This window comes from Sinomicrobium kalidii, from assembly GCF_021183825.1.
Classification (GTDB): domain Bacteria; phylum Bacteroidota; class Bacteroidia; order Flavobacteriales; family Flavobacteriaceae; genus Sinomicrobium; species Sinomicrobium kalidii.
In genome coordinates this window covers 1-25,311 of sequence record NZ_CP089211.1, presented here as the reverse complement: position 1 = coordinate 25,311, position 25,311 = coordinate 1, and the positions used below count along the sequence as shown (strand labels likewise).

At 44.3% G+C, this 25,311-nt stretch carries 23 protein-coding genes; 19 read left to right on the top strand and 4 right to left on the bottom strand.

Going from position 1 to position 25,311, the window contains the following annotated elements; genetic code table 11:
• The first annotated feature begins 144 nt into the window (after positions 1-144).
• From LS482_RS00115 to LS482_RS00045, 15 genes are all read left to right on the top strand, one after another.
• Complete coding sequence (locus tag LS482_RS00115) at positions 145-1,332, top strand: cysteine desulfurase family protein (RefSeq protein WP_233029704.1); 1,188 nt, start codon at positions 145-147, stop codon at positions 1,330-1,332.
• 51 nt (positions 1,333-1,383) lie between these two features.
• On the top strand, positions 1,384-2,544 hold the full coding sequence (locus LS482_RS00110) for an XdhC family protein (RefSeq protein ID WP_233029703.1): 1,161 nt from the start codon (positions 1,384-1,386) through the stop codon (positions 2,542-2,544).
• Positions 2,537-3,904: a TlpA family protein disulfide reductase gene (locus LS482_RS00105; RefSeq protein WP_233029702.1), complete on the top strand. Its 1,368-nt coding sequence runs from the start codon at positions 2,537-2,539 to the stop codon at positions 3,902-3,904. The genes LS482_RS00110 and LS482_RS00105 overlap by 8 nt, the downstream gene beginning before the upstream one ends.
• Before the next feature lie 37 nt (positions 3,905-3,941).
• Positions 3,942-4,562, top strand: a complete 621-nt coding sequence (locus tag LS482_RS00100) for a nucleotidyltransferase family protein (protein WP_233029701.1) — start codon at positions 3,942-3,944, stop codon at positions 4,560-4,562.
• A 23-nt stretch (positions 4,563-4,585) separates the two neighbouring features.
• The gene (gene moaA, locus LS482_RS00095) at positions 4,586-5,575 is read left to right on the top strand and encodes a GTP 3',8-cyclase MoaA (protein WP_233029700.1); all 990 of its coding nucleotides are present in this window, start codon (positions 4,586-4,588) and stop codon (positions 5,573-5,575) included.
• A gap of 88 nt (positions 5,576-5,663) precedes the next feature.
• On the top strand, positions 5,664-6,854 hold the full coding sequence (locus LS482_RS00090) for a molybdopterin molybdotransferase MoeA (RefSeq protein WP_233029699.1): 1,191 nt from the start codon (positions 5,664-5,666) through the stop codon (positions 6,852-6,854).
• A gap of 57 nt (positions 6,855-6,911) precedes the next feature.
• The gene (locus tag LS482_RS00085) at positions 6,912-7,139 is read left to right on the top strand and encodes a MoaD/ThiS family protein (RefSeq protein ID WP_233029698.1); all 228 of its coding nucleotides are present in this window, start codon (positions 6,912-6,914) and stop codon (positions 7,137-7,139) included.
• 152 nt (positions 7,140-7,291) lie between these two features.
• Positions 7,292-7,732, top strand: a complete 441-nt coding sequence (locus LS482_RS00080) for a molybdenum cofactor biosynthesis protein MoaE (protein WP_233029697.1) — start codon at positions 7,292-7,294, stop codon at positions 7,730-7,732.
• A 186-nt stretch (positions 7,733-7,918) separates the two neighbouring features.
• Positions 7,919-8,374, top strand: a complete 456-nt coding sequence (locus LS482_RS00075) for a (2Fe-2S)-binding protein (RefSeq protein ID WP_233029696.1) — start codon at positions 7,919-7,921, stop codon at positions 8,372-8,374.
• Positions 8,375-8,399: 25 nt separating this feature from the next.
• A complete protein-coding gene (locus tag LS482_RS00070) occupies positions 8,400-10,694 on the top strand; it encodes a xanthine dehydrogenase family protein molybdopterin-binding subunit (protein WP_233029695.1) in 2,295 nt (764 codons plus the stop codon).
• Position 10,695: 1 nt separating this feature from the next.
• Complete coding sequence (locus LS482_RS00065) at positions 10,696-11,223, top strand: GNAT family N-acetyltransferase (protein ID WP_233029694.1); 528 nt, start codon at positions 10,696-10,698, stop codon at positions 11,221-11,223.
• 150 nt (positions 11,224-11,373) lie between these two features.
• A complete protein-coding gene (locus LS482_RS00060) occupies positions 11,374-13,011 on the top strand; it encodes a LysM peptidoglycan-binding domain-containing protein (protein WP_233029693.1) in 1,638 nt (545 codons plus the stop codon).
• A gap of 3 nt (positions 13,012-13,014) precedes the next feature.
• The gene (locus LS482_RS00055) at positions 13,015-13,713 is read left to right on the top strand and encodes a hypothetical protein (RefSeq protein ID WP_233029692.1); all 699 of its coding nucleotides are present in this window, start codon (positions 13,015-13,017) and stop codon (positions 13,711-13,713) included.
• A gap of 87 nt (positions 13,714-13,800) precedes the next feature.
• On the top strand, positions 13,801-14,295 hold the full coding sequence (locus LS482_RS00050) for a hypothetical protein (RefSeq protein WP_233029691.1): 495 nt from the start codon (positions 13,801-13,803) through the stop codon (positions 14,293-14,295).
• Positions 14,296-14,693: 398 nt separating this feature from the next.
• A complete protein-coding gene (locus LS482_RS00045) occupies positions 14,694-17,027 on the top strand; it encodes an ATP-dependent helicase (RefSeq protein ID WP_233029690.1) in 2,334 nt (777 codons plus the stop codon).
• A 170-nt stretch (positions 17,028-17,197) separates the two neighbouring features.
• Here LS482_RS00045 and LS482_RS00040 read toward each other — a convergent pair whose 3' ends face one another.
• Positions 17,198-18,583, bottom strand: a complete 1,386-nt coding sequence (locus LS482_RS00040) for a trypsin-like peptidase domain-containing protein (protein ID WP_233029689.1) — start codon at positions 18,581-18,583, stop codon at positions 17,198-17,200.
• A gap of 336 nt (positions 18,584-18,919) precedes the next feature.
• On the opposite strand from LS482_RS00040, the gene dapF reads away from it, so the two are divergent.
• The 4 genes from dapF (at position 18,920) to LS482_RS00020 (ending at position 22,252) form a co-directional block, all read left to right on the top strand.
• Positions 18,920-19,714 carry a diaminopimelate epimerase gene (dapF, locus tag LS482_RS00035; RefSeq protein WP_233029688.1) on the top strand — a complete coding sequence of 265 codons (795 nt, stop codon included), beginning with the start codon at positions 18,920-18,922 and terminating at the stop codon, positions 19,712-19,714.
• A 61-nt stretch (positions 19,715-19,775) separates the two neighbouring features.
• Positions 19,776-20,303: a GNAT family N-acetyltransferase gene (locus LS482_RS00030; protein ID WP_233029687.1), complete on the top strand. Its 528-nt coding sequence runs from the start codon at positions 19,776-19,778 to the stop codon at positions 20,301-20,303.
• A gap of 60 nt (positions 20,304-20,363) precedes the next feature.
• Positions 20,364-21,407, top strand: coding sequence for an endolytic transglycosylase MltG (mltG, locus tag LS482_RS00025; protein WP_233029686.1), 1,044 nt, complete (start codon positions 20,364-20,366; stop codon positions 21,405-21,407).
• 218 nt (positions 21,408-21,625) lie between these two features.
• The gene (locus LS482_RS00020) at positions 21,626-22,252 is read left to right on the top strand and encodes a peptidoglycan-binding protein LysM (protein WP_233029685.1); all 627 of its coding nucleotides are present in this window, start codon (positions 21,626-21,628) and stop codon (positions 22,250-22,252) included.
• Between the two features lie 205 nt (positions 22,253-22,457).
• Here LS482_RS00020 and LS482_RS00015 read toward each other — a convergent pair whose 3' ends face one another.
• The 3 genes from LS482_RS00015 to dnaA all read right to left on the bottom strand — a co-directional run bounded on the left by LS482_RS00015 (position 22,458) and on the right by dnaA (position 25,208).
• Positions 22,458-23,183: an SAM-dependent methyltransferase gene (locus tag LS482_RS00015; RefSeq protein ID WP_233029684.1), complete on the bottom strand. Its 726-nt coding sequence runs from the start codon at positions 23,181-23,183 to the stop codon at positions 22,458-22,460.
• A 30-nt stretch (positions 23,184-23,213) separates the two neighbouring features.
• A complete protein-coding gene (locus LS482_RS00010) occupies positions 23,214-23,684 on the bottom strand; it encodes a low molecular weight protein-tyrosine-phosphatase (RefSeq protein ID WP_233029683.1) in 471 nt (156 codons plus the stop codon).
• A gap of 96 nt (positions 23,685-23,780) precedes the next feature.
• Entirely contained in the window at positions 23,781-25,208 is a 1,428-nt protein-coding gene (gene dnaA / locus LS482_RS00005; RefSeq protein WP_233029682.1) for a chromosomal replication initiator protein DnaA, read from the bottom strand.
• Positions 25,209-25,311 lie beyond the last annotated feature (103 nt).

Here is a 25,311-nt window from a genome sequence, read left to right as displayed (position 1 = left end):
TGATGTTGTGTGTGGTGTTAAATAAATTATAAATCTTGCCGGTTTCAGTGTAAAGCCCTGACCAGGGGTTGACCGGGCGGAAAATATCCCCTATATTTATATTTGGCGTTAAACCCGGCTCTAATATTCAAAACCACTGGAAACATGCAGAAAAAACCGGTATACCTCGATTATAATGCCACCACCCCCTGTGATCCGAGGGTGGTAGAGGCCATGATACCGTACTTTTCAGAAAATTTCGGTAACGCGGCCAGCAGGGACCACAGTTTCGGGTGGGAAGCCGGCGAAGCAGTGGAAGATGCCCGTGAGCAGGCGGCCCATTTGATAGGTGCACGGGCAAAGGACGTGATATTTACTTCAGGCGCTACGGAAGCCGTAAACCTGGCCCTTAAAGGCATAGCTTTTTCAGAGCGTTTTAAGGGGAACCATATTATAACCTCACAAACCGAACACGAAGCGGTACTTGATACCTGTAAATATCTGGAACATAACGGGTACAGGCTTACTTATCTGGGCGTGGACACCCTCGGACATATCGACCCGGATGAGCTGGAAAGTGAAAGCAGTAGCGAAACCATTGGTATTGCCCTCATGTACGCCAATAATGAGACCGGGTTAATAAACCCTGTTAAGAGAATAGGGGAAATAGCAAAAAAACACGGAATACCTTTCTTGTGTGATGCCACTCAGGCCGCAGGTAAAATACAGATCCGGGTTGCAGATGAAAATATTGATATACTGGCTTTCTCTTCCCATAAAATGTATGGCCCTAAAGGAGTGGGAGCGTTATATATGAATAAAGAAATTAAACCGGCTATAGCCCCGCAGATACACGGGGGGAAACACGAAAGGGGATACAGGAGCGGAACACTGAATGTCCCCGGAATAGCGGGATTCGGAATGGCGGCCCGGATATGTACGGAAGAAATGCATGCAGAAGTGGAAAGACTCGCAACCCTCCGGAACATCCTGGAGGGAGAATTACTCGCTATTGAAGGCGTTAAAATAAACGGTGACAGGGATAACAGGCTTTCGCATGTCACCAATATCTCCATTGAAGGCATTGAAGGGGAAGGTTTTGTACTGTCTTTGGCAAAAGATGTTGCCGTAAGCCGGGGCAGCGCCTGTTCAGGCAATGTACACACGCCTTCCCATGTGCTCCGGGCCATGGGAATGTCCGCAGAAAATGCAGGCAGCGCAGTGCGTATAAGCCTGGGGAGGTTTACTTCTGAAGAAGAAATACGTTTTGCGGCAAAAACCATAAGGGAAGCAATTATAACGAAAAGAAAAGCCCGGCATATAACACCGGTCGGAGACCAAACCAGAATCTGATATCTCAAATCTAACATCTCATGTCTCATATCTAATACCTAAAGATTAAGTGTGAAGGAAATAAAGCAAATAATAAAAGCATATGACCAGGCAAACTCACAGGGGAAGAGAACTGCTCTGGCTACCGTAGTCCATGTGGAGGGTTCTTCCTATCGCCGTCCCGGTGCACGCATGCTTATTACCGAAGACGGCGAACTCACAGGCGCCATAAGCGGCGGTTGCCTGGAAGGAGATGCATTGCGCAAGTCCTTGCTGGTCATTATGCAGGATCATCCCATGCTGGTAACCTATGACACTTCTGATGAAGACGATGCCTTTATCGGCGTTGGACTGGGCTGTAACGGCATCATACAAGTGCTTATAGAGCCTGTTCTGGCCACGGTTCAATGGAATCCGGCAGAACTGCTCAGAAAACTGGCGGAGGACAGGTTACCATCCGTTCTGGTCACCCTTTTTTCACTGGAGAACAGAAGGGACAATACACAGGGAACAAGATTATTGCTGAAAGAAAACCGGGTATGGTCAAATGACGGAGATCCGCTGCCTTTTCAGGAACTGCTTTACAGTGATGGCAAAGCGGTCTTAGAAAAAGGGCACGCTGTTTTTAAAACATACCAAGTTGAAAGTGCCCCGGTTAATGCCTTTATTGAATATGTGGAACCGGAAATACGACTTGTTATCGCCGGTGCCGGAAATGACATATTCCCGGTGGTTGATATGGCCGGTGTCCTGGGCTGGGAAACCACCCTGATAGACGGAAGGCCCAACTATGCCAGTAAACAGCGTTTTTCTTCCTGTAATATCATTATAGGCGAGCCTGAAAATGCACTCGAAGAAGTGGAAACAGATAACCGTACCGCTGTGTTACTCATGACCCATAATTACAATTACGACAAAGTGCTGATAAAACAATTACTCCGGCGCGGAGTAAGATATATAGGCATGCTCGGCCCGCGTAAAAAAAGGGAACGAATGCTGGAGGAAATCCGTAAAGAAGGATTTCCCGTTACAGGAACCCCTGCAAACGTTTTTAGTCCGGTAGGGCTCGACATAGGTGCCGAAACATCCGAAGAGATCGCACTTTCAATAGTTTCGGAAATAAAAGCTGTTTTTACGGAGAAGCCGGGAAAATCACTCCGGGATAGTGACGGCCGTATTCATGAAAAAGGTAAAAAGACTTATATAACTGATCAAAACGGAATAAATGTATAAACAGGCAGTAATTACTATCGCCTTACTAACAATACTCTTTTCCTGTAAAAGAGCAGATACGTTCGTTGTAAATTCGGTTGAGGAAAATGCCGGTATAGATAGCATTTACATTTCGGAAATACCGGATAGAAACGGGGAATACCTGGCAAAAATTTCTTTAGATCATAAAGAAAAAAAGAAAACGTATACCATAAAACGACCAACAACAGCCCATCTGCATACCAAAGAGGGTGAAAAAGAATATCTCACAATTCTTACGCCCGGTAAGGAACTTGATATTGTTGTTCATAAAGACTCTGCAATACAAACAAATAGTCTGAGTGATTCTCTTTTAAATTATATATCCAACAGCACACTTCCCTTTCTCAATGCGAACCTGAATGTTTTCATGGGAAAAAATTCAAATACGGATACTGTGATCCGGGTTCTGAATGATTTTCGGGAACGAAGAGATCGTGTAATAAATACGCACTCAGAAAAGTTAACGGAAATGGAGAGCCATATTCTCAAATTTCAGAATTCGGCGAGAATATACAATTTTATGTTTTTTCTTGGACGGGTTTCCAAAGATATGGATTTGGAGAACAATTATTTTGACTTTTTAGAACAGATAGACCATAATAGCATTCAATTTCTGGAATATCCCGGTTTGGCACTACACAAGCTGGAGAGGGAGTATTTTCAGAAAGAGGATACACTGGAAAAAATTGACGTGTTCCTTGACTATATCGAACAAAGGACGGAGAACAAAGAATTATCAGATTGGTATAAGGTGACTTATGTGATGAATTTAATTGAATATCCGTTTCCGTGGAAAAATCACGAAGACAAGTTGAACGCGTCGGTTTTACGGGAAATATTACAACGGGAACAATCCAACAGGTTTTACAATAAGCTGGGAAGGATATCAGAAGCATATTTTTCTGCGCAAAAAGGAGCGCCTGCCTATGATTTTGAGGGTGAAGCTAAAAACGGGGAAAAACTAAGGTTGTCCGATTTAAAAGGAAATATTGTTTTTATAGATGTTTGGGCTACCTGGTGCGGACCCTGTATCAATCAAAGGCCAGATGTAATTTCGATGTCGGAACAATATAAAAACAATCCGGAAGTCAGCATATTAATGATCTCTGTAGACTCTTCAAAGGAAAAATGGGCGGAATTTCTTGCGAAGAATCAAAGCGGGGCCGGGACAGATCTGTTAATCAAAGATGGAAAAGAGGGAGATTTCGGACAAAATTACAATATACAGACGATACCGAAATATATACTTATAAACAAAAACGGAACGATTGTAAGTTCTGCTATTGAAAAACCTTCGGAAGCCTTAGACCTTATAGAAGGGCTTGTTGCAGGGAAGTAATAAATACTATTGATATGTAGAAGTATTGGAAAGTAAAATGACCACAGCTGATAAAATTAGAACCAGAACATACGGTATCATCATTCTTGCCGCAGGAAGTTCCGCACGTATGGGACAACCCAAACAGTTGCTGGAATACAGGGGTAAATCGCTGTTACAACATGCTATTGATGAAGCTACAAAAACGGGGGTAAAAAATATTGTGGTTATTCTCGGGAACAGTGCGGGCAGCATAAAACAAAATGTAAAACAAAACGGAACGGTATTTCTGGAAAACCCCGAGTATGAAGAAGGAATGGCCTCCGGTATCCGCCTCGGAGTAGGTTACCTAACAAAAGACAAGGAAAATATGATAGAAGGGATATTGGTTATGTTATGTGACCAACCTTTTGTAAATTCGGAACTTTTAACTAAACTACTGGAACGGCAAATAACAACCGATGCTCCCGTAGTAGCCAGTTCTTACAGGAATAAGAAAGGCGTTCCCGCATTGTTTCACAAAGATGTTTTTCCCGAATTGCTCGCCCTGAAAGGGGATAAAGGAGCCAGGGGAATTATCCGGAAGAATGACAGGGAAACGATAACGGTGGAATTTCCCCGGGGAAATACCGATATTGATACTCCGGAAGATTATAAAAAGCTGGTAAGCGGACATTAAGATAATATAAAGGAAGGATTCAGATGGATAAGATGATAAAGGATACGTACAACAGAACCCATGATTATCTCAGGATATCGCTTACCGATGTGTGTAACCTGCGGTGTTTTTATTGTATGCCGGACGAGGATTACGACTTTACCCCGGAAGCCCGGTTGATGCAGGTCGATGAAATTGAGACCATAGCAAAGACCTTTGTAGCGCTCGGGGTGAATAAGATACGGCTTACCGGAGGGGAACCTTTGGCGAGGAAAGATGTAGGGGAAATTTTGCAAAGGCTTTCAAAGCTTCCCGTAACCCTGACAATGACCACCAATGCCACCCTTTTGCACCGCTACATGGATATTCTGAAAGAAACCGGGGTCCGGTCGCTGAACATAAGCCTCGATACCCTGAAACCGGAAAAATTCCTGTGGATGACCCGCAGAAAACAGTTTAAGTCGGCACTGGACAATATAGAACTGGCCATGGAAAACGGTTTTCACGTAAAAGTGAATGCCGTTATTATGAAAGGATTGAATGATAACGAAATACTGGATTTTGTGGCCTGGACCAAAGACCATCCCATTCATGTACGTTTTATTGAATTTATGCCTTTCAGCGGCAATAAATGGACCAGCAACCAGGTGTTTACCTGGAAGGAAATGCTTGAGATCGTGAAATCGGAATACCGTCCCGAACGCTTGGCGGAAGGCCCGCACGACACGGCCAAGAAATACAGGATTCCCGGCCATAAGGGAACGTTTGCCGTGATAAGTACCATGAGTGCCCCGTTTTGCAGCGGCTGCAACCGGATGCGGCTCACCGCGGACGGAAAGATGAAAAACTGTCTTTTCTCCAAAGGAGAAATGGACCTGCTGGCCGCATTGCGAAAGGGGGAAGCACTGGAACCCCTCATCAGAAAAAATGTGTTGCAAAAGGCCAGGGGACTCGGGGGGCAGCTCGATAAAGACTTTAAAAAGATGGACGGAAAAGACATCGAAAACCGCAGTATGATCAGTATAGGCGGATAACAATTTGTAAAATAAGAGTAAAATTAGGGACGTAAAGCTAAAACCGCAAGTCATACATCATAAATCCTGAAGTTATAAATCAAATCAGATGATCCCCGTAACCGAAGCCAGAAAAATAATCAGGGAAAACATGTTTTCCCTTCCGCCTGTTGAAGTAGATGTGGAAAAGGCAGTAGATCATGTCCTTGCGGAGGATGTATATGCCACCTGTGACATTCCGCCTTTTCACCAGTCGGCAATGGACGGGTATGCCTTTGTTTTTAAAGACTGGAAAAACGGAGGAAGCCTTCTTGTAGATGGGGAGATCCCCGCGGGTAAAGGGAGTAAAGCCCCCATATCAACAGGAAAAGCCGTACGGATTTTCACCGGTGCCGTTGTGCCCGAAGGTGCCGATACAGTGGTTATGCAGGAAAGGGTTACCCGGAAAGGGACACAACTTTTCATAGAAGACGAATTGCTGGAAGAAGGGAGGAACATCCGTTACAAAGGCACGGAAATACGAAAAGATGATCTCGCATTACCCGAAGGAACGGTATTGTCACCCGCCGGAGTAGGATTTCTGTCCGGTGTGGGCATTGCCAGGGTAAAAGTATACCCCATGCCTTATGTAGCCATTGTCGTAACAGGGAATGAGTTGCAACAGGCGGGAAAAGAACTGCAACCGGGACAGATCTACGAGTCCAATGCATCCATGCTCAGGGCGGCTTTGAAACAAATTGGGATAGAAAAAATAAGTGTTCACCTGGCAGAGGACAAGCTGGATACCCTAACCGGTATTCTCGGGAACGCTTTGAAAAACAACGATGTCGTATTGCTTACGGGCGGTGTAAGTGTGGGCGATTATGACTTTGTGGTCAGGGCCGCTGAAAATTGCGGAGTGCAACAATTATTTCACAAGCTGAAACAGCGGCCGGGAAAACCGCTTTATATGGGAAGAAAGGAGAATAAGCTGGTTTTTGGCCTTCCCGGTAATCCTTCGTCCGTACTGACCTGTTTTTACGAATACGTATGGAATGCCCTGCAGGCACTCTGCGGGCGGGAACGGCAACTGACATCATTAAATGTTCCCTTGAGCATTGCGTATGCCAAAAAGAATGCGTTGACCCATTTTTTGAAAGGGATCTATAAAAACGGTGAGGTAACCCCGGCTACGGGGCAGGAGTCTTTCCGGCTCGGTTCCTTTGCCCGGGCCAATTGCCTCATTGAGCTCGGTGAAGAAGTAAAGGAATATGAAAAGGGAGAAGAAGTAACAATACATCTGCTGCCATTATACGGGTAGTGTAGTATTGCGTATGAAATACATTTTGTTTTTCCGTTAATAAAAAAATGCAAAAAGATGAAAATACTGGTTTTCGGACAATTAACAGACATTTTTGAAGGTTCTTTGGTGCGCCTGAAGGATATTCCGGATACCGATACGATGATTGACAGGCTGGAAGAAAAATATCCTGCGTTAAAAAAAATGAAGTACCTCATAGCTATTGATAAGGAAATTGTAAAGGAGAATACGGTACTCGGTGAAGAAAGTGAAGTAAGCCTGCTTCCCCCGTTCTCGGGAGGTTGAAAATCCTGCCAAATCACTGACCGATCCGGATACCGAATACAATAGCCTAAAAATCGTTCGTGTATCCGTGACAAAAAACAAACCGATAAACACGGGAGTTCCTGGTGAATTTAAACAAGAGGATTACCTATAACATAACAAACATTGAAGAAATGAAACGTACCCCGAAGAACATATTCCGGGAAGGAGCTGTTCCCGCTTCCTTTATCGGAGAAAGCATTCAGAAACACAGTACCAAAAAAGAGATTGGTGCCCACAGTATCTTCCTCGGACAGGTAAGGGCCGATGAAGCGGACGGAAAAAAAATAGAAGCCATAGAGTATACAGCATATGAAGAAATGGCGCTGGAAAAAATGCACGAAATACGTGAATCGGTCTTCGAAAGGTATCCGATTACCTGCATGCATGTCTATCACAGCCTCGGTAAAGTGCCCGCCGGGGAAATTTGCCTTTTTGTCTTTACTTCTTCGGGACACAGAAAAGCGGCCATAGATGCCTGTAATGAACTCGTGGAGCGGATCAAAGCCGAACTTCCCGTGTGGGGCAGGGAACTGTTTGAAGGAGAAGGCTATCAGTGGAAAGTGAATAGTTGACGGTTTTGTTTCCTTTTGATCTTAATACAGCAGGAAATTTCCTGAACAATACCGTATCTATTTATTTTGAACAAGTATAAATAGACTTTTTTACAGTTAAAAAACAGGTTATAACTTCTCACGACTGGCGGATTATAATTAAATTTAAGCTGCTTAAAGGCTTGTATGTTAACAAAATAATTCGCTATGGCACAGTATACCATTCATGTAAACGGAGAGGAACACCAGGTAGAGGCAACGCCCGAAATGCCCTTGTTATGGGTGTTGCGGGATATTCTTGATATGAAAGGCACCAAGTTCGGGTGCGGAAAGGCGCTTTGCGGTGCCTGTACCGTACATTTCGACGGAGTGGCCACCCGCTCGTGCAGTCTTCCTGTTTCCGCGGTACAATCGGCTGAAATTACTACTATTGAAGGGCTTTCGGAAAACGGGGATCACCCGTTGCAAAAAGCCTGGGCGGAACACGTGGTGCCCCAGTGCGGCTATTGCCAGACCGGGCAGATCATGTCGGCAGCGGCATTGCTCAGGGAAAACCCGTCCCCTTCGGATGAAGAGATCAACAGTGCCATGCAGGGCAACCTGTGTCGCTGTGGTACATACAACAGGATAAAAGCGGCCATTCGTACCGCTTCCGGAGAATAATCCCGAATCAAAAAAACACTTCTTTATGAAATCTATGCTTACACGTCCGGAAGAAACCAAAGAGAAGACCGATATTTACAAACCCGGCAGGCGGGACTTTCTAAAACTGGGCTCCCTGGCAGCTACCGGGCTTGTGCTCGGGGTTAGTTTTAGTTGTAACGACCGTAAAAAAGGCGGGGAGGTCACGACATTTACAGCTAATGTTTATCTTAGTATAACTTCCGAAGGAAAAGTGATTATCACTGCCCACCGTTCTGAAATGGGACAGGGGGTACGGACTTCCCTGCCCTTGATCATAGCCGATGAACTCGGGGCCGACTGGGAAAAAGTGGAAATCGTTCAGGCCGAAGGTGACGAGGAAAAATACGGTAACCAGAATACGGACGGGTCGTTCTCCGTGCGCATGTTCTACAATCCCATGCGGGAAGCCGGGGCCACGGCAAGGCTGTTACTCGTCCGCGCTGCTGCCCGAAAATGGGAAGTGCCGGAAGAAGAGTGCAGTACGGACAATAGTAGGGTTATTCACAAGGCCTCCGGTAAGGAGATCGGTTTCGGGGAACTGGTAGATACCGCCGCTGCTTTGCCTGTACCGGGACCGGATGAAATAACTTTAAAAGACCCCTCGGAATTCAAAAGAATAGGAAAAGATACGCCTATTGTTGACCTCGACGATATTATTACAGGGAAAGCGGTTTACGGTATTGATGCTGCTGTTCCGGATATGAAAATAGCCGTAGTCCAACGCTGTCCGGTAGTAGGCGGAACGGTAAAATCCGTAAATGACAAAGCGGCGCTCGCAGTAGAAGGCGTATTGAAAGTCCATACGATCGAAGGAGCAGGGATTCCGCCACAGTTGAACAAACCGCTGAGCGGAGTAGCGGTGATAGCCGAAAACACCTGGGCCGCAATACAGGGTAGAAAAGCCCTGGAAATCGAGTGGGACCTGGGCCCCAATGCGAGTTATGATTCTGAAAAACAACAGCAGGCACTGCTGGAAAGTACCAAAGGAAAAGGCACGGTAAGGCGGGAAAAGGGGGATTTCGACCAATCCCTCCGGGGAGGTTCTAAAGTTATCGAAAAGACCTACCTCGCTCCGTATTATGCCCATGGTACCATAGAACCGCCCTGTGCCCTGGTATGGCTGAAGGACGGAAAGTGTGAGGTCTGGGCACCAACACAACACCCGCAATGGGCGAGGGGTTCCGTAGCAGAAGCCCTGGGGATGGACATTAAGGATGTGAAAGTAAATGTCACTCTCATAGGAGGAGGCTTCGGCCGTAAGTCCAAACCCGATTTTATTGTGGAAGCCGCCCTGCTCGCACAAAAATCCGGATATCCGGTGAAAGTGCAGTGGACAAGGGAAGACGATGTGCAGCACGATTTTTACCATGCCATGAGCGCACAGCGGATAAGGGCGGTGATTGACAAAGACAACAAAGTGGCAGGCTGGAACCATCATTCCGTTTTCCCGTCCATCAGCGCCACCTCCAATGCAGAGGCCGTTCAGCCTTCTGACGGAGAAATGGGGCTGGGCTGTGTGGATTTTCCGTATGATGTGCCTTCCATACGCATAGAAACCCACGATGCCGAAGCCCACGTGAGAATAGGGTGGTTGCGTTCGGTGAGCAATATTCACCACACTTTTGCCTCCGGCAGTATGCTCGATGAGATCGCAGAAGCCCGCAACATGGACCCGGTGGCCAATGCCCTGGATATGCTGGGAGAAGACCGGAGCATTACGTTCAATGAAGAAATGCCACAGGGTGGATATGAAAATTACGGAGAAAGTATCGAAGATTATCCCTGGGAAACCGGAAGGCTCAGGCGGGTTATAGAACGCGTTGCCAAAAATTCCGGATGGGGAAAGGACATGCCGGAAGGACAGGCACAGGGCTTTGCCGTACATCGCAGCTTCCTGACCTATGTGGCCTGCGTGGTGGAAATTGCTGTGGATGACAGGAATAACATCACGATCCCCAATGTGTATTATGCCCAGGATTGTGGCCGGCCCGTGAATACCGACCGCATCCGTTCCCAGTTTGAAGGCGGTTCCCAGTTTGCAGCCAGTCTGGCCCTTAACAGTGAGATCACCATGAAGAACGGGCAGGTAGAGCAGGACAATTTCGATACCTATCAAATTGTGCGGATGCCGCAATCCCCGCAACAAATCCATGTGGATATTGTTGAAAGTGATGCCAAACCCACCGGAGTGGGCGAGCCTCCCGTTCCGCCGTTTATTCCGGCCCTTTGCAATGCCATTTATAAGGTCACGGGAAAACGGATAGACAAACTTCCCATAAATCTGAAGCCCAACGCATAGCATGGATATTGTGATAAATCCGGATGTTACGGGTCTGGCTCCCCGGTTACTGGAACTTTATTCCGAAGTAGCGGAGATTCCCGGAGGTATCATCCGGAGAAAAGAAGAAATAGATGATGCGTATATTTCCGGTTTTTTGTCCAATGCAACTAAAAACGGCCTGATATTGACGGCTGTAGATGAAGGAAAACTCGTAGGTGAGATACATGCCTATACCCCGGATATTTACGCTTTTCAGCATATTTTGACCGATCTGACCATTGTGGTGGCCCCGGACCACCAGGGGAAAGGGATAGGGAGAAAGCTGTTCGGGGAATTTTTAAGGACCGTCAGGGAGAAATACCCTCATATATTGCGTATTGAACTCTACGTACGGGAACACAATACCCGGAACGTAGCTTTTTACAGGAGCCTGGGATTTGTAAATGAGGGACGGCAGGAACACAAGATATTCAAGTCGGGGGCTGAACCGGAAACACCATTGCACATGGCCTGGTTTAATCCCGGATATTTTGTTAGATCGTATTAAAACCTGTTACAAAGGCCCCGGTTTTCTTTAGAAATTCATATTCCTTTTTCATTTTGTCGTCCGAAAGTTTTAATATTGTATAGACTGTCGGATATCAATTCCCCCTGATAAATTATTGACAGTAACATTTAAAGATCATTTTTCGGGATTATGGGCTTTATTACCAAATATGCAGGCGGTAAATTTATAAGGATCGCCAGGGGAGATATCAATAACTATGCGGATGTTATCAACCAGTCGGCAGCCATTTCCATTAACGAAACCGCAGAAGAAGGTATTTGTTTCGGAACACCCGAAGACCCGCCTCCCGGGGATCTACTCATAAACAGTGCCTATTTTGCAAAGAAGAAGACCGAACCGGTATTTGAAGAAACTAAAGAAAAATACACGGTTGTTTCCGGAGATAACCTCAGTAATATTGCACGCAATTATGAAGGAGCCACTGCCGACAGTATCATGAAGGAAAACAAACTGGACAGCGATGTGATACAGGTCGGGCAAGAATTGAGTATTACCGGCAGACAACAGACCGGGGAAAAGACAAGTTTTGAAAGGGTAACCGGAGCGAATGTCGGTGACGCGATTTATGTTGTAGCGGAACATTTCGGTGCGGTGAATTGTATACAGGTCACTTTAAAGGAAAAGGAAGCCTTGCTTACGGACGGAGGGGCATTGGCCGTGTTACAGGACGATAATGAGATCACCACCATAGAACTCGGGGAACCGCAAGAAGAGGAATTAAAGGGAAGCCTTCGTTATGCCCGGATCGAACTTCGCCCGAAAGATGATGAGAAGCTGGAAGAGTGGCAGGAAAAACTTCAGGAGGAAGAAATACTGGGTTATACCGATGGCCGGCAAAGCATTCCGCCGGAAAGCTATGATACGATGATCGTAAAAAACGGCTGGGAACCGGAATACGGAGATACTGTAAAGAGCTTGCTTTCCATCGAGGTGGAAGCACAGGCCGAAGGGGAAGTGATCTATTGCGGCCGGGACAGGAGCAATATCTTTTTGAATGAGGATGAGGAGTGGTTCGAGGTGACAGGGTCTAAAGTAATTCATATATATCATACAGGACATATTTCGGAGGTAGACTTGACTAACTCAAAAAAAGTTAGCTATGTTTATCATGATGAAAACGATGAGAAATATAATTTAATAACATGTGATTTATATACTGTAAAGAAAAAGGGAACCGGGCAACCTGTAGATTCATTTAGAGAAGAAGAACCGGTTGAAACCATTGATTACACTTCATATAACAGTATGGGGGTCGATGCAAAAACATCTCATATATATGAGGATGGAACAGTAATTACAGATGGGAATAAATATGGGCAAGCACATTATAAAATAAAATATCCGGCTCTGGATGAGGATATTATTTTGGTTCATATGAAAGAAATTAATAATAGAACTGCCGAGATACAGTTCCACTTTGAACAAACCAAAAGAGAATATGCAAATCCAGAATATTTTGCAGCCTTTTTAGGTGCTTTAGCCGATATAGGTCTTGATGTTTCATGCACAGGTTCGTGTTATAAAGATGGATCTGCATTTCCAAGTTTGGAACACAGTAATGGTTTCGCAATAGATACGGGTTATTTATGGACATTGGAGGATGATCAAAAAATAATTGATGCCATGAAAAAGTTTGGATTTTCTAAAAGAATACGTGGCAGTTCTAATTATTTGGATGGATTGACAGATCATACTAAAAGAGATGGAGGAAGCTTACATGATACTCATCTTCATTGTTCTCAATTGAGTCCAAAGTATAAAGACTAAGTTATGATAAAATATATAATAGTATTTTTTATATGTCTATTAAGTTGCAAAGACGGGCAAAATGATGTATCCCGAAAGAAGGAACTATCAGAAAATGATTCAATTGTTTTCAAAGATTCGGTTAATCCCAATAAAAAAGTTAAGAATACTGTAGAACTTCCTTATGGTTCGAAAGAAATACGTACCTATCCTTTTCCTGAGAGTTGGACGTATCCTTCTGTTTTTTCTGATAATCAATCAATAGATCGAAACACTAAGGTTTTAAATGATATTGTAAATTCATTACAAAAAAGTAAAACCTTGCGAACAAATTTATTTGTGCAGGGGGTTAACGATTATAATAAATATGATGAGAAGTTATTTGACTTCTTGAATAAGAATTCCTTAACTATTGAGTATAATATTTTAGAGATTTTACCAGAAAAAGGAGGATGTAATATTGTAATTAGAGGATATGAAAATCTGAAAAAAGGGGCGTATATTAAAGATATTGTAACAATTAATAAAAAAGGAAAAGTAATAGATTATTTAAATATATATTATTCTTTATCTAAGGATTTACACAGCTCGGAAAAAGGATTTTATATAGATAAAAATTACCAGATTTATATAAAAAGCTTTGAAGTATATGATAGCGAAACAAGAATGATGGAAAGTACGATTTACAGTATTGAGCATGGAAGATTTAAAAAGATAGAGTAAATGATTTATTTGTCCAAGTAAGAACAATTCTTCTCAATGGTTTCGGGTTGCAGGAAATGGTATAAGAATAAGATCGATCAATAAAAAGTGAAAGGAATTGGCTTAATCTCGATATATGCTATATGTATTGGATGTTTTCTTTGCTGTAAGGAAAGTCCCGGAAATACTCAGGAAAAAAGTTTGTCAAAAAAACACATAAGTATTTCTACTATTTCGATGAGATTGTTTCAGGAAAGTATTGTCTACAAAAAGCAACAATTACAAGGCCCGGGTTCTTTAAAAAATTGTTTTCAAAAAATATCTTCAGACAGTGCATCTGATAATTACTTTGTGGAATATGTCAGAAAATTTCCTTCTACGTTTCAAACCTTTCAGGAATATTTTGGTTTTGACGATGTAACAGGAAAGGCAATGCCACTCTATAAAGAAGCCAATGAATATATAGATAAATTTTTTCAGGCTTCCGAGATTTGTTGTCAAAAAGAAGTATTTGAAAAAATAATTAAAATTTCCCAAACCGGAAAGTGGGACGCTGACGCCGTAAATTATCTAAGGCATAAAATCAAGGGAGTTAGACAGTAATCCTGATAGCCTGTTTCAAATATTATCACGAAAAGATCTACAGGAACAAACAGGGTTTTGTTTTTTTATTTTGATAACCCTCATCCTCCGGAAACAATTCCACAAAAACTATTGGACATGGCCAATAGTAACGCAATCAATGCTGGTGCTATAAAAGAAGGTTTTGACCGGGTCAAAAAACAAGAGATAGATTAATAATTAGCCTCACCTAAAACTTTTAACATCCGTATATTCTTAAAAAAACAGCTTTCTACTCCGGAAAACGAAAAGACTCCCAAAATAGTTTTAATAATAAAACCATAATAATTAATTTCACGCTTTGATTTTTAATGTTGGTTGCAAACTGCCTTTTCCGGGAAATAGCGGATGGTTAGATATTTGAAAAAGAACAGACAATAGTGGAAAAATATTTAGAGGAACTCAATGATGCACAGCGGGCCCCCGTACTTCATATGAATGGCCCTTTAATGGTCATTGCCGGTGCGGGATCGGGCAAGACGCGGGTGCTTACCTATCGCATTGCATACCTGATGAACAAGGGCGTGGATGCTTTTAATATCCTGTCACTGACCTTTACCAACAAGGCGGCCCGGGAAATGAAGAAGCGTATTGCCGATATTGTGGGAAACAGTGAAGCCAAAAACCTGTGGATGGGAACTTTCCACTCCGTGTTTGCAAAAATACTGCGCTTTGAAGCCGATAAACTCGGGTATCCCAGTAATTTCACCATTTATGATACACAGGATTCCCAGCGTCTTATCAATGCCATTATCAAGGAAATGGGACTGGATAAGGACGTGTATAAATACAAACAGGTTCAGAACAGGATATCTTCGTATAAAAACAGCCTTATTACCGTAAAGGCTTACTTTAATAATCCCGAACTTGTAGAAGCCGATGCCATGGCAAAACGCCCCAGGCTGGGAGATATTTATGCCGCTTATGTAGACCGCTGCTTCAAGGCAGGAGCGATGGATTTTGATGATCTGTTGCTGAAAACCAACGAACTGCTTACGCGGTTCCCGGAAGTGCTGGCCAAGTACCAGGACCGTTTCCGCTACATCCTGGTGGACGAGTACCAGGACACCAACCATTCGCAATATCTCATTGTCAGGGCATTGAGCGATAAATTTCAGAACATCTGTGTGGTAGGGGATGATGCGCAGAGTATCTATGCTTTCCGGGGAGCTAATATCAATAACATTATGAACTTCCAGCGCGATTATGACGATGTTAAAGTATACAGGCTGGAACAAAATTACCGCTCCACAAAAAATATCGTCAATGCGGCCAACTCGGTCATAGAAAAGAACAAGACCCGGCTGGAGAAAGTAGTGTGGACCGCTAATGATGACGGGAATAAAATAAAAGTTCACCGCAGTATTACCGATGCCGAGGAAGGCCGTTTTGTAGCAGGCTCCGTTTTTGAGAACAAGATGCAGCACCGGCTTTCCAACGGAGAGTTTGCCGTACTTTATCGTACCAATTCACAGTCCCGGGCCATAGAAGATGCGTTGCGCAAAAGAGACATTCCCTATCGCATATACGGGGGATTGTCTTTCTACCAGCGCAAGGAAATAAAAGATGTACTGTCTTATCTCCGTTTGGTGATCAACCCTAAAGACGAAGAAGCGCTGAACCGGGTGATCAACTACCCGGCAAGGGGAATAGGGCAGACCACGATGGAAAAGCTTACCGTGGCGGCGAATCACTATAAACGCTCCATATTCGAGGTGATAGAACACCTGGACAAAATAGATCTGAAGATCAATGCGGGTACGCGGCGTAAACTGGAAGATTTCATCACCATGATCAAGAGTTTCCAGGTTACCGCGCAGAGTGCGGACGCTTTTGTGCTCTCCGAACACGTGGCCAAAAAGACTGGCTTGCTGCACGAATTCAAAAAAGACGGCACGCCCGAGGGTATTGCACGAATGGAGAACGTGGAGGAACTACTTAACGGTATCCGGGATTTTGTGGAAGGCCAAAAGGAAATAGACGGCGCTACGGGTTCCCTGCCCGAATTCCTGGAAGACGTGGCCCTGGCCACCGATATGGACAAGGATACTTCAGATGACGACAGGGTTGCCCTCATGACCATTCATCTCGCCAAGGGACTGGAATTCCCCTATGTGTATATTGTAGGGATGGAAGAGGATCTTTTTCCCTCGGCCATGAGCATGAACACCAGGAGTGAACTGGAGGAAGAACGGAGATTATTTTACGTGGCACTGACCCGGGCAGAAAAACAGGCTTACCTCACCTATACCCAGAGCCGCTATCGCTGGGGTAAACTCATCGATGCCGAGCCCAGCCGTTTTATAGAAGAAATCGAAGACGAATACCTGGAATACCTCACCCCGCCGATGGATGCTAATAATCGTTACAAACCCATGATCGATGCAGATATTTTCGGTGAAGTGGACAAGAGCAAACTGCGCCTCAAAAAACCGGTAAGCGGAACACCGCCGGACAAACAAAAACCTTCGGAAAACCAACTCAGAAAACTCCGCAAAGTAAAACCGGATATCGGGACTCCCGTAGGCAACGGAAATACCGTTCTTTCCGGTTTATCCGTAGGGAATAAGGTAGCCCACTCCCGTTTTGGTAATGGCCGGGTGATCAAAGTGGAAGGTGTGGGAAATGACAAAAAAGCAGAGATCAAGTTCGATAACGGGGAAGTAAAAAAGTTGCTGCTCCGCTTTGCAAAACTGGAAGTGATAGAAGAATGACCCTTTCGGTTAAAATAAATTCATTAGGCGATATCATTCCTTTTGATATAACACTGTGCCGTGTGCGACTGGTATTCGTCTGTATGACGAGTGTCTACCTCAAAAAATAAAATCCCGGATTTTTGTTAAAACCCGGGATTAAAATTAAATACAGTGTAAAGCGTTAGCCTTTAGAACAAATACCTTTCGGCCTCCCCGTTTTCGTTAAGGATAAGCATTACATTCCTTTCGTTGGGATTGATCTCGGAAGCAATTTGCTGGGCTTCTTGCACATTAGATATTTTCCTGCCGTTGATCTCCACGAGTATGCGGCCTTCCAGATTGGCATTATTCAGGTACGGAGCGGTCCGGGTAATTTTCACCCCGCCGCTTATGTTGTATTTTTTCTTGTCTTTTTCAGAAATGTCTTTTACCTGCATTCCGAGTTCGTTCAGGACATAAGTACTGATCTTGCTCAGGGTAACCGGGAAAGTCCGGGTTTTTCCATCCCTGTCTACGGTCACTTTAACCACATCGCCGGGGCGCTTGGAATTGAGATATCCCGTAAGGTCGGCAAATTTTCTTATTTTTATGTGATCCACGTTTTTAATGATATCTCCTTCCGTAATTCCGGCTTTTTCGGCTCCGGAGCCTTCTTCCACACCGCCTATGTAAACACCGTCTACGTCATTGAGTCCGTTTTCCGAGGCATACCTCGAATTTTTGGGCACAATGGAAACGCCGAGAAGCCCTTTTTGTACATTACCGTATTCCAGGAGGTCTTCCACTACTTTTTTGGCAATGTTGCTGGGTACGGCAAAGGCATAACCGATATAGGTCCCCGTTCGGGAGGTTATGGCCGTGTTGATACCGATCAGGTCGCCACGGGCGTTTACGAGGGCACCTCCGCTGTTTCCGGGGTTGACCGCAGCATCTGTCTGTATGAACGACTGGTTGTTGCTACTGCTCAGGTCTCTCGACTTTGCGCTGATAATACCCGCGGTTACCGTAGAAGTAAGGTTAAAGGGGTTACCGACGGCCAGCACCCATTCTCCTACTTTGGCCCCGTCCGAATCGCCGAAAGCCAGGTATGGCAGTTCTTCCCCGGCATCGACTTTGATCAGTGCAATATCCGTTGCCGGATCGGAACCGATAAGCTCGGCCGTGTAGGTTTTGTTATTGTTCAGTGTTACAGAAAGTTCGGTAGCACCGTCAATTACGTGGTTATTGGTGACGATGTACCCGTCCGGAGAGATAATGACCCCGGAACCGGTGCCAACCTGCGTGCGTTCTCTTGTATTCCCGAAGAAAAGGTCCCGCATGCTCATGGGCCCTTTACTGGTGATCCGGTTCGTTACGTGTACCACGGCGTGTACTGTTTTTTCCGCTGCTTCCGTAAAGTCCGTAGCCTCCGCCGAGACAAGAGGGGAGGAATTATAACTTGCCGTTACAAAATTAGGGGTATTGTCCCTGTGTTCAACAATGACTTCCTCCTTTTCAAAAAAAGTCTTGTAAATCCCCAAAGTAATAAGTCCTCCGAGGACGGATACTATAAGCAGACTAATAAACTTTTTCATAGTTTGAAATTTTTAGGATTTATCGAATCTTTATTAATCAGTTTTTCGTATTTACAGTCATTCCGAAACGAAGGGTTTTTCGGAATCCGGCTTCATCCGGTGATGATCCGGAATAAGTGAGTGCCCTTTTACCGGAATGACATGCTGTTTTTCAGACCGGTTCCCTGCAATGCAGGTCAGCCGGATACTCCTCAATTTGTTTTAACATTCAAATTTAGTGGTTTATTATTTTAACATTTCAACTTTAACGGCAGTTTAACAGGGGGAGAATAGCTGTTAAATTGTATATTTGCCATAGCTGAAAATGTGTCGGAATACCGACCTAAACAAGAACGAATGCACCTTAGCTTTTATAAATACCAGGGAACGGGAAACGATTTTGTTATGATCGATAACCGGCAACAGAAATTTCCCAAAAATAATACCAAACTGGTAGCCAGGCTCTGCGACCGAAAATTTGGCATAGGTGCCGACGGTATGATCCTGCTGGAAAACGATACGGACACCGATTTTAAAATGGTGTATTATAACGCCGATGGTAACGAGAGTACGATGTGTGGCAACGGCGGAAGATGTATCGTGGCCTTTGCCTGCTTTTTGGGTATTATCAAAGAGAACACGCGTTTTCTGGCCATAGATGGCGTGCATCATGCTACCATAAACGGAGATAAGGTACGTCTGCAAATGACAGATGTAGATCAAATAGAGGTTTTTGACAACTATGTGTATCTGGATACGGGGTCTCCGCACCATGTTCAGGAGATCACTGATATAGATAATTTTGATGTGAAAAAGAACGGGGAGAAACTCCGTTACGGAAAGTACGGTAAGGCAGGCAGTAATATCAATTTCATAAGCCGGGTAAAGGACAATCTGTTTAAAGTAAGGACCTACGAACGCGGTGTGGAAGACGAGACCCTGTCCTGTGGTACGGGCGTTACCGCCGTGGCCATTGCCATGCACCGTACCGGGCGGGCTTCCGGGAACCTGATCTCACTGGATACTCCGGGAGGGACCCTCAGTGTTTCGTTTGAGGAAAAAGCGGGAAAATACGCTAAAGTATTTCTCGAAGGTCCTGCTATGCAGGTATTCAGGGGAGAAATTGATGTTCTTAAAAAAAATATTTTGTAAATTACATTAGCGGGAATCCGCCAGTTACGTTTGCCGTGCAGTATTAATTTATGAAAAGACTATGGTGACACTTACCGGAAAACATATTTTTTTAAGGGCGCTGGAACCCGAAGACCTTGATTTCCTATACAGGCTGGAAAATGACGAGACCATATGGGAAGTTAGTGAAACCCAGGCCCCGTACTCCCGTTTTGTACTGAGGCAATATCTGAAGAACAGCCACAAGGATATTTATGAAGTAAAACAGTTACGCCTGGTCATTTCTGATTATAACGACAACCTTCTCGGGTTTATAGATTTGTTTGATTTTAATCCGAAAAACAAAAGGGCGGGAGTGGGTATCGTGGTGCTCGAAGAAGGGAACAGGAACAGGGGAGTAGGTACGGAAGCATTACGGCTGTTAATAAACTATTCCTTTGCCAACCTCGGAATACATCAACTTTATGCCAATATCACCGAAGATAATGCAGCGAGCATACAATTGTTTTCCAACCTGGGCTTTGAACGGGTAGGTGTGAAAAAGGACTGGAATTTTGCCGGAGGGCAGTTCAGGAATGAGATATTGTATCAGAAAATAAATCATGAATAAAGGAACGGGCGCCGGGAAACCCGCATCCGTTCGTTGTACAGCAATACGAAAATATAAGAAATGTATATTCGGAAAATAGTAGTAGCCATATTACTCCTGGGTGTTGTCCTGGGATTATTTTTTGTGTATAGGGTCTATACGGCCATATTTGCCCCCAATACCGGGTTCAATAATGAAGAAGCCTATGTCTATGTGCCTACCGACGCAGGTTTCCCGGAGGTAAGGGAGCAACTGGAACCCCTCCTGAAAAATAGCAGCTCTTTTGAAAAAGTAGCGGAGAAAAAGGGATACGCTGCAAACCCCAGGCCCGGGAAATATATTATCAAGAAGGGGATGAGTAATAATGATATCGTGAATACCCTGCGGAGCAGGAATACTCCGGTAATGGTTTCCTTCAACAACCAGGAGACCCTGGAAGACCTTGCCGGGAGGATAGCAACACAGATAGAAGCTGACAGTGTGGCACTCCTGGAGGTATTTGAAGACAATGCATTCCTGGACAGCATCCAGTTAGATAAAAATGAAGCGCTGAGCCTGTATATACCCAATAGCTATGAATTTTTCTGGAATACTTCGGCAGAGGAATTCCGCGAGAGGATGCTGAAGGAATACGACAGGTTCTGGAACGAAGAACGCCTTGCAGAAGCAAAAAGGCTCAACCTGGACAAGGAAGAGGTCATTACACTGGCTTCCATAGTACAGAAGGAGACAACCAGAGTAGATGAAAGACCACGTGTGGCGGGGGTATATCTCAATCGCCTCCGGAAAAATATCCTCCTTCAGGCCGATCCCACGGTCATTTACGCCATAAAAAAACACACCGGTGATTTTGATACCGTTATAAAAAGGGTATTGTATAAAGACCTGGAGATCGATTCGCCTTACAATACCTATAAATATGCCGGGCTTCCTCCGGGGCCTATCGCCATGCCCGACATATCTTCCATAGATGCCGTGCTCAATCCGGAAAGACACGATTATTATTATTTTGTGGCCAACATCAACAAGCCGGGATATCACAAATTTTCCAAAACCCTGGCGCAGCACAATGCCAATAAAAGGGAGTATGTGAACTGGCTCAACAGTCAGAGCGTACATCGGTAAAAAAGGATAAGCGGTATGGATTTTTGTCGTATATTTAAGGGAACAAATTGCAAAAAGAAGCGTAGATAGTTTTTAGAATAAATTAACACTTTGATTTTCAGTTTAATAAAAAAGTTGTATATTTGCCCCCGCAAATTTCGAGCAGGTATTTTTCAGGTTTAACGACATTATCCGGGGAAGCAAGTCCCGGTTCGTAAGTCTCGAAGAAATAAAACGTAATGGGAAAGAATATACTGAAATATGCTGTTTTAATTATTCTTTTGACCTTTATAAGTTTGGGATTTACTTCGACAAAAGAAGTAAAGATCAATAACGGATATAGAGTATCCGGTCCTTTATTGGCCACAGTGCATGAAGAAGACGAACCGCTGACTGTTATTAATCCTCCGTTTCTGGGGAAATCTTTTGTGGGGTTCAAGGAAGCTTTGGGTTTTAAGGAATCCAGAGGGAATTATTTCGTGACCAATCACCTGGGGTATATGGGGAAGTATCAATTCGGTACTTCTACCTTAAAGCTGATAGGGGTTTATAATTCCTCCGATTTTCTTAACGACCCTGAACTGCAGGAACGTGCCTTTATTGCTAATACGGCACGGAACAAATGGGTACTCCGCAGGGATATTAAACGTTGTGTGGGCAAGCGCATAGGAGGGGTATATATTACCGAATCCGGTATTCTGGCCGCTGCACATCTGGCAGGACCGGGTAATGTAAAAACTTATCTCCGTTCTGCCGGGGTGAGAGGTTTTAAGGATGCCAACGGGGCTTCCATACGATATTATATGAAAAAATTTTCCGGTTATGATACTTCTTATATAAAAGCCAACCGGAAGGCAAAAATTTAATTTTGGTTAAGCATACGTTTTTTTCAGGATCCCGGGTCTTATAAAGGCCCGGGATTTTGTTTTTAGACCGCAAAGATTTTCAATAGATCTGTAATCCCGGTAAAACAATTTAAAGTCATAGATCGTAGGTCTCACGTCTTATACCTAAAATCCAATTTTACTCCACAACTTTTGATGCAGATGAATTTTTTTGTTATTCCGTTGTTTATCGGGATTGAATAATAAAAATACACGGCCGTTTATGCAGGCTTTCCTTGTTTTCCTTCCATTGTTCCGCAGTTTTTGTATGTATGAATTCTGTCGGGAGGGTGATATCACAGGCCACGCAAATCCGGGTATCGCTTTTCAGGCTCGAAGAAAGGTCGGCCAGTAACTGATCGTTCCGGTATGGTGTTTCTATGAAAATCTGGGATTGGGAGAGTTCGGCAGAGCGCCGTTCCAGTTTTTTAATTTCATGGCGTCGTTTTGCCTTGTCTATGGGCAGGTATCCGTTAAATGCAAAACATTGTCCGTTCATACCACTGGCCATGAGGGCGAGAAATATAGAAGAGGGGCCCGTAAGCGGTGCTACCGAAATTCCTTTTTCATGGGCCAGTGCAGCAATCTCTGCTCCGGGATCTGCAATACCCGGGCAACCTGCTTCGGAAATGACCCCGATGTCAAGCCCGTCGAGGCACGGGGACAAAAAACCGGGAATATCTCCCGCTTCGGTATATTTATTCAACACCTGTACCTGCAATTCGCTTTGTTGTTTTTCAGGGCAGATCCCTTTTATAAACCGCCTTGCGGATTTCTCGTTTTCAACGATATAGTGATCGGTGGTTTCAATGATACTTTTCACGGATGAAGGAAGTACCTGCATGGGATCTACACCACCAAGCGTAGTAGGGATGAGATATATGGTTCCGTATTTATTGTTTGTAGGTGCCAAGTTTTAAATGTGTTAGATGTTAAGAGCGTTTTATCGGGAATGATTGTTTTTCAATTTTTTAACAAGTATGTCACAGGCGTGGTCAAGCATTTTAAAAACGTTTTCAAATCCCTGAGGTCCTCCGTAATAAGGATCGGGGACGTCCATGTTTTCTCCGGGATACGCCAGATTCAGGATCAGGTCTGTTTTTTGTTCATCTTCCGCGCTTCTGGCCATGCCGATCACATTATTGTAATTGGAGTTATCCATTACATAAATATGATCAAATTCATCAAAATCAGACACCTGGAATTTTCTTCCGAGTTGATTGCTGATATCGATATTGTGTTTCCGGGCTATGGCAACAGATCTCGGGTCGGGAGCTTCGCCGATGTGATAGTCCGCTGTTCCGGCAGAATCTACAGTTACCGTTTCACCTGACATTTTGGAGCGCAGAATGCCTTCGGCCAGCGGGGACCTGCATATGTTGCCGAGGCATACCATGAGTATCTTGGTTTTCATTCTTCAGAAATTATTAGAAAGTCTGGTCTTGCTTATGTGCGCAAGATAGGAAATTATGACAATAAAAAGTTGGGGTAGTGGAAGTGGTTGGTTAATTTACTGGGAGAGCTTTTTGGTAAGATCTTCCAGGTGTTTGCGGAACTGTTTGTCGGTTTCCGCGAGGTTATCAACGGTTTTGCATGCGTGTAGAACCGTGGCATGATCCCGTTTTCCGATCTGTGATCCGATACTGGCCAGAGATGCCTTCGTAAATTTTTTGGCGAAGAACATGGCAAGTTGCCGGGCCTGTACGATATGTCGTTTCCGGGTTTTGGACTGCAAGGTGGTGACGTCCATCTGGAAATAGTCTGACACGACTTTCTGGATGTAATCTATGGAAACTTCGCGCTTGGTGTTTTTAACAAATTTCTCAACGATCTGGGTAGCCAGTGCTACGGTAACCTCCCGTTTGTTGAATGAAGATTGTGCGATGAGGGAAATAATGGCGCCTTCCAGTTCTCTGACGTTGGTCTTGATGTTTTTGGCTACGTATTCCACGATCTCTTCGGGCATATCCACTCCGTCCCGGTAGAGTTTGTTTTTGAGGATGGATATCCGGGTTTCGTAGTCCGGGGTTTGCAGTTCAGCAGACAGTCCCCATTTGAATCGTGAGAGCAGGCGTTGTTCGATGTCCTGCATGTCCACCGGTGCCTTGTCGGAAGTAAGGATCACCTGTTTGCCGTTCTGGTGGAGGTGATTGAAGATATGGAAAAACACGTCCTGTGTTCCCGATTTTCCGGAAAAGAACTGTACGTCGTCGATAATAAGAACGTCTATGAGTTGGTAGAAGTGTATAAAATCGTTGCGCGTATTCTTTTTTACGGACTCTATATATTGTTGTGTGAATTTTTCCGCAGAGATATAAAGCACTGTCTTTTCGGGATACTTGTCTTTGATATCCACACCGATAGCGTGGGCAAGGTGTGTTTTTCCCAGGCCTACACCGCCAAAAATAAGAAGCGGGTTAAAGGAAGTGCCTCCCGGTTTGTTGGCAACGGCAAGTCCGGCGGAGCGTGCCAGGCGGTTGGAATCACCTTCCAGGAAATTGTCGAAATTATAATTGGGATTTAGTTGTGACTCTATTTTTATATTCCGGATACCGGGAATGACAAAGGGATTTTTGAGCTCCGGGTTTTTGTGCTTTACGGGAACATCCAGTTCCTGCGGTTGCAGATTGGACCGGTTACTGCTCGGTATTTTTTCCGTAAACGGACGTTGGTTGCCATAGGTGTTCTCCATTTTAATAATGTATACCAGTTTGGCGTTTTCTCCCAACTCTTTTGTAAGAGCTACTTTTAACAGTTTGACGTAGTGTTCTTCGAGCCATTCATAAAAAAACTTACTCGGAACTTGTATACTCAAAGCGTTATCGGTAAGTTTGACAGCCTTTATGGGGTCAAACCAGGTCTTGTAAGCTTGGGGCTGAATATTATCTTTTATGAAGGATAGACAGTTGTCCCATACCGATTGCGCAGTTAAATTCATTCCTCGTATAGTTTATTTCCGTTAGGTTAGTGATTATGAAGAAGATCGAAAATGCTATATCTTCCCGCCTTAGGTTGAACAAATATGTGAACAAAAAATTGAA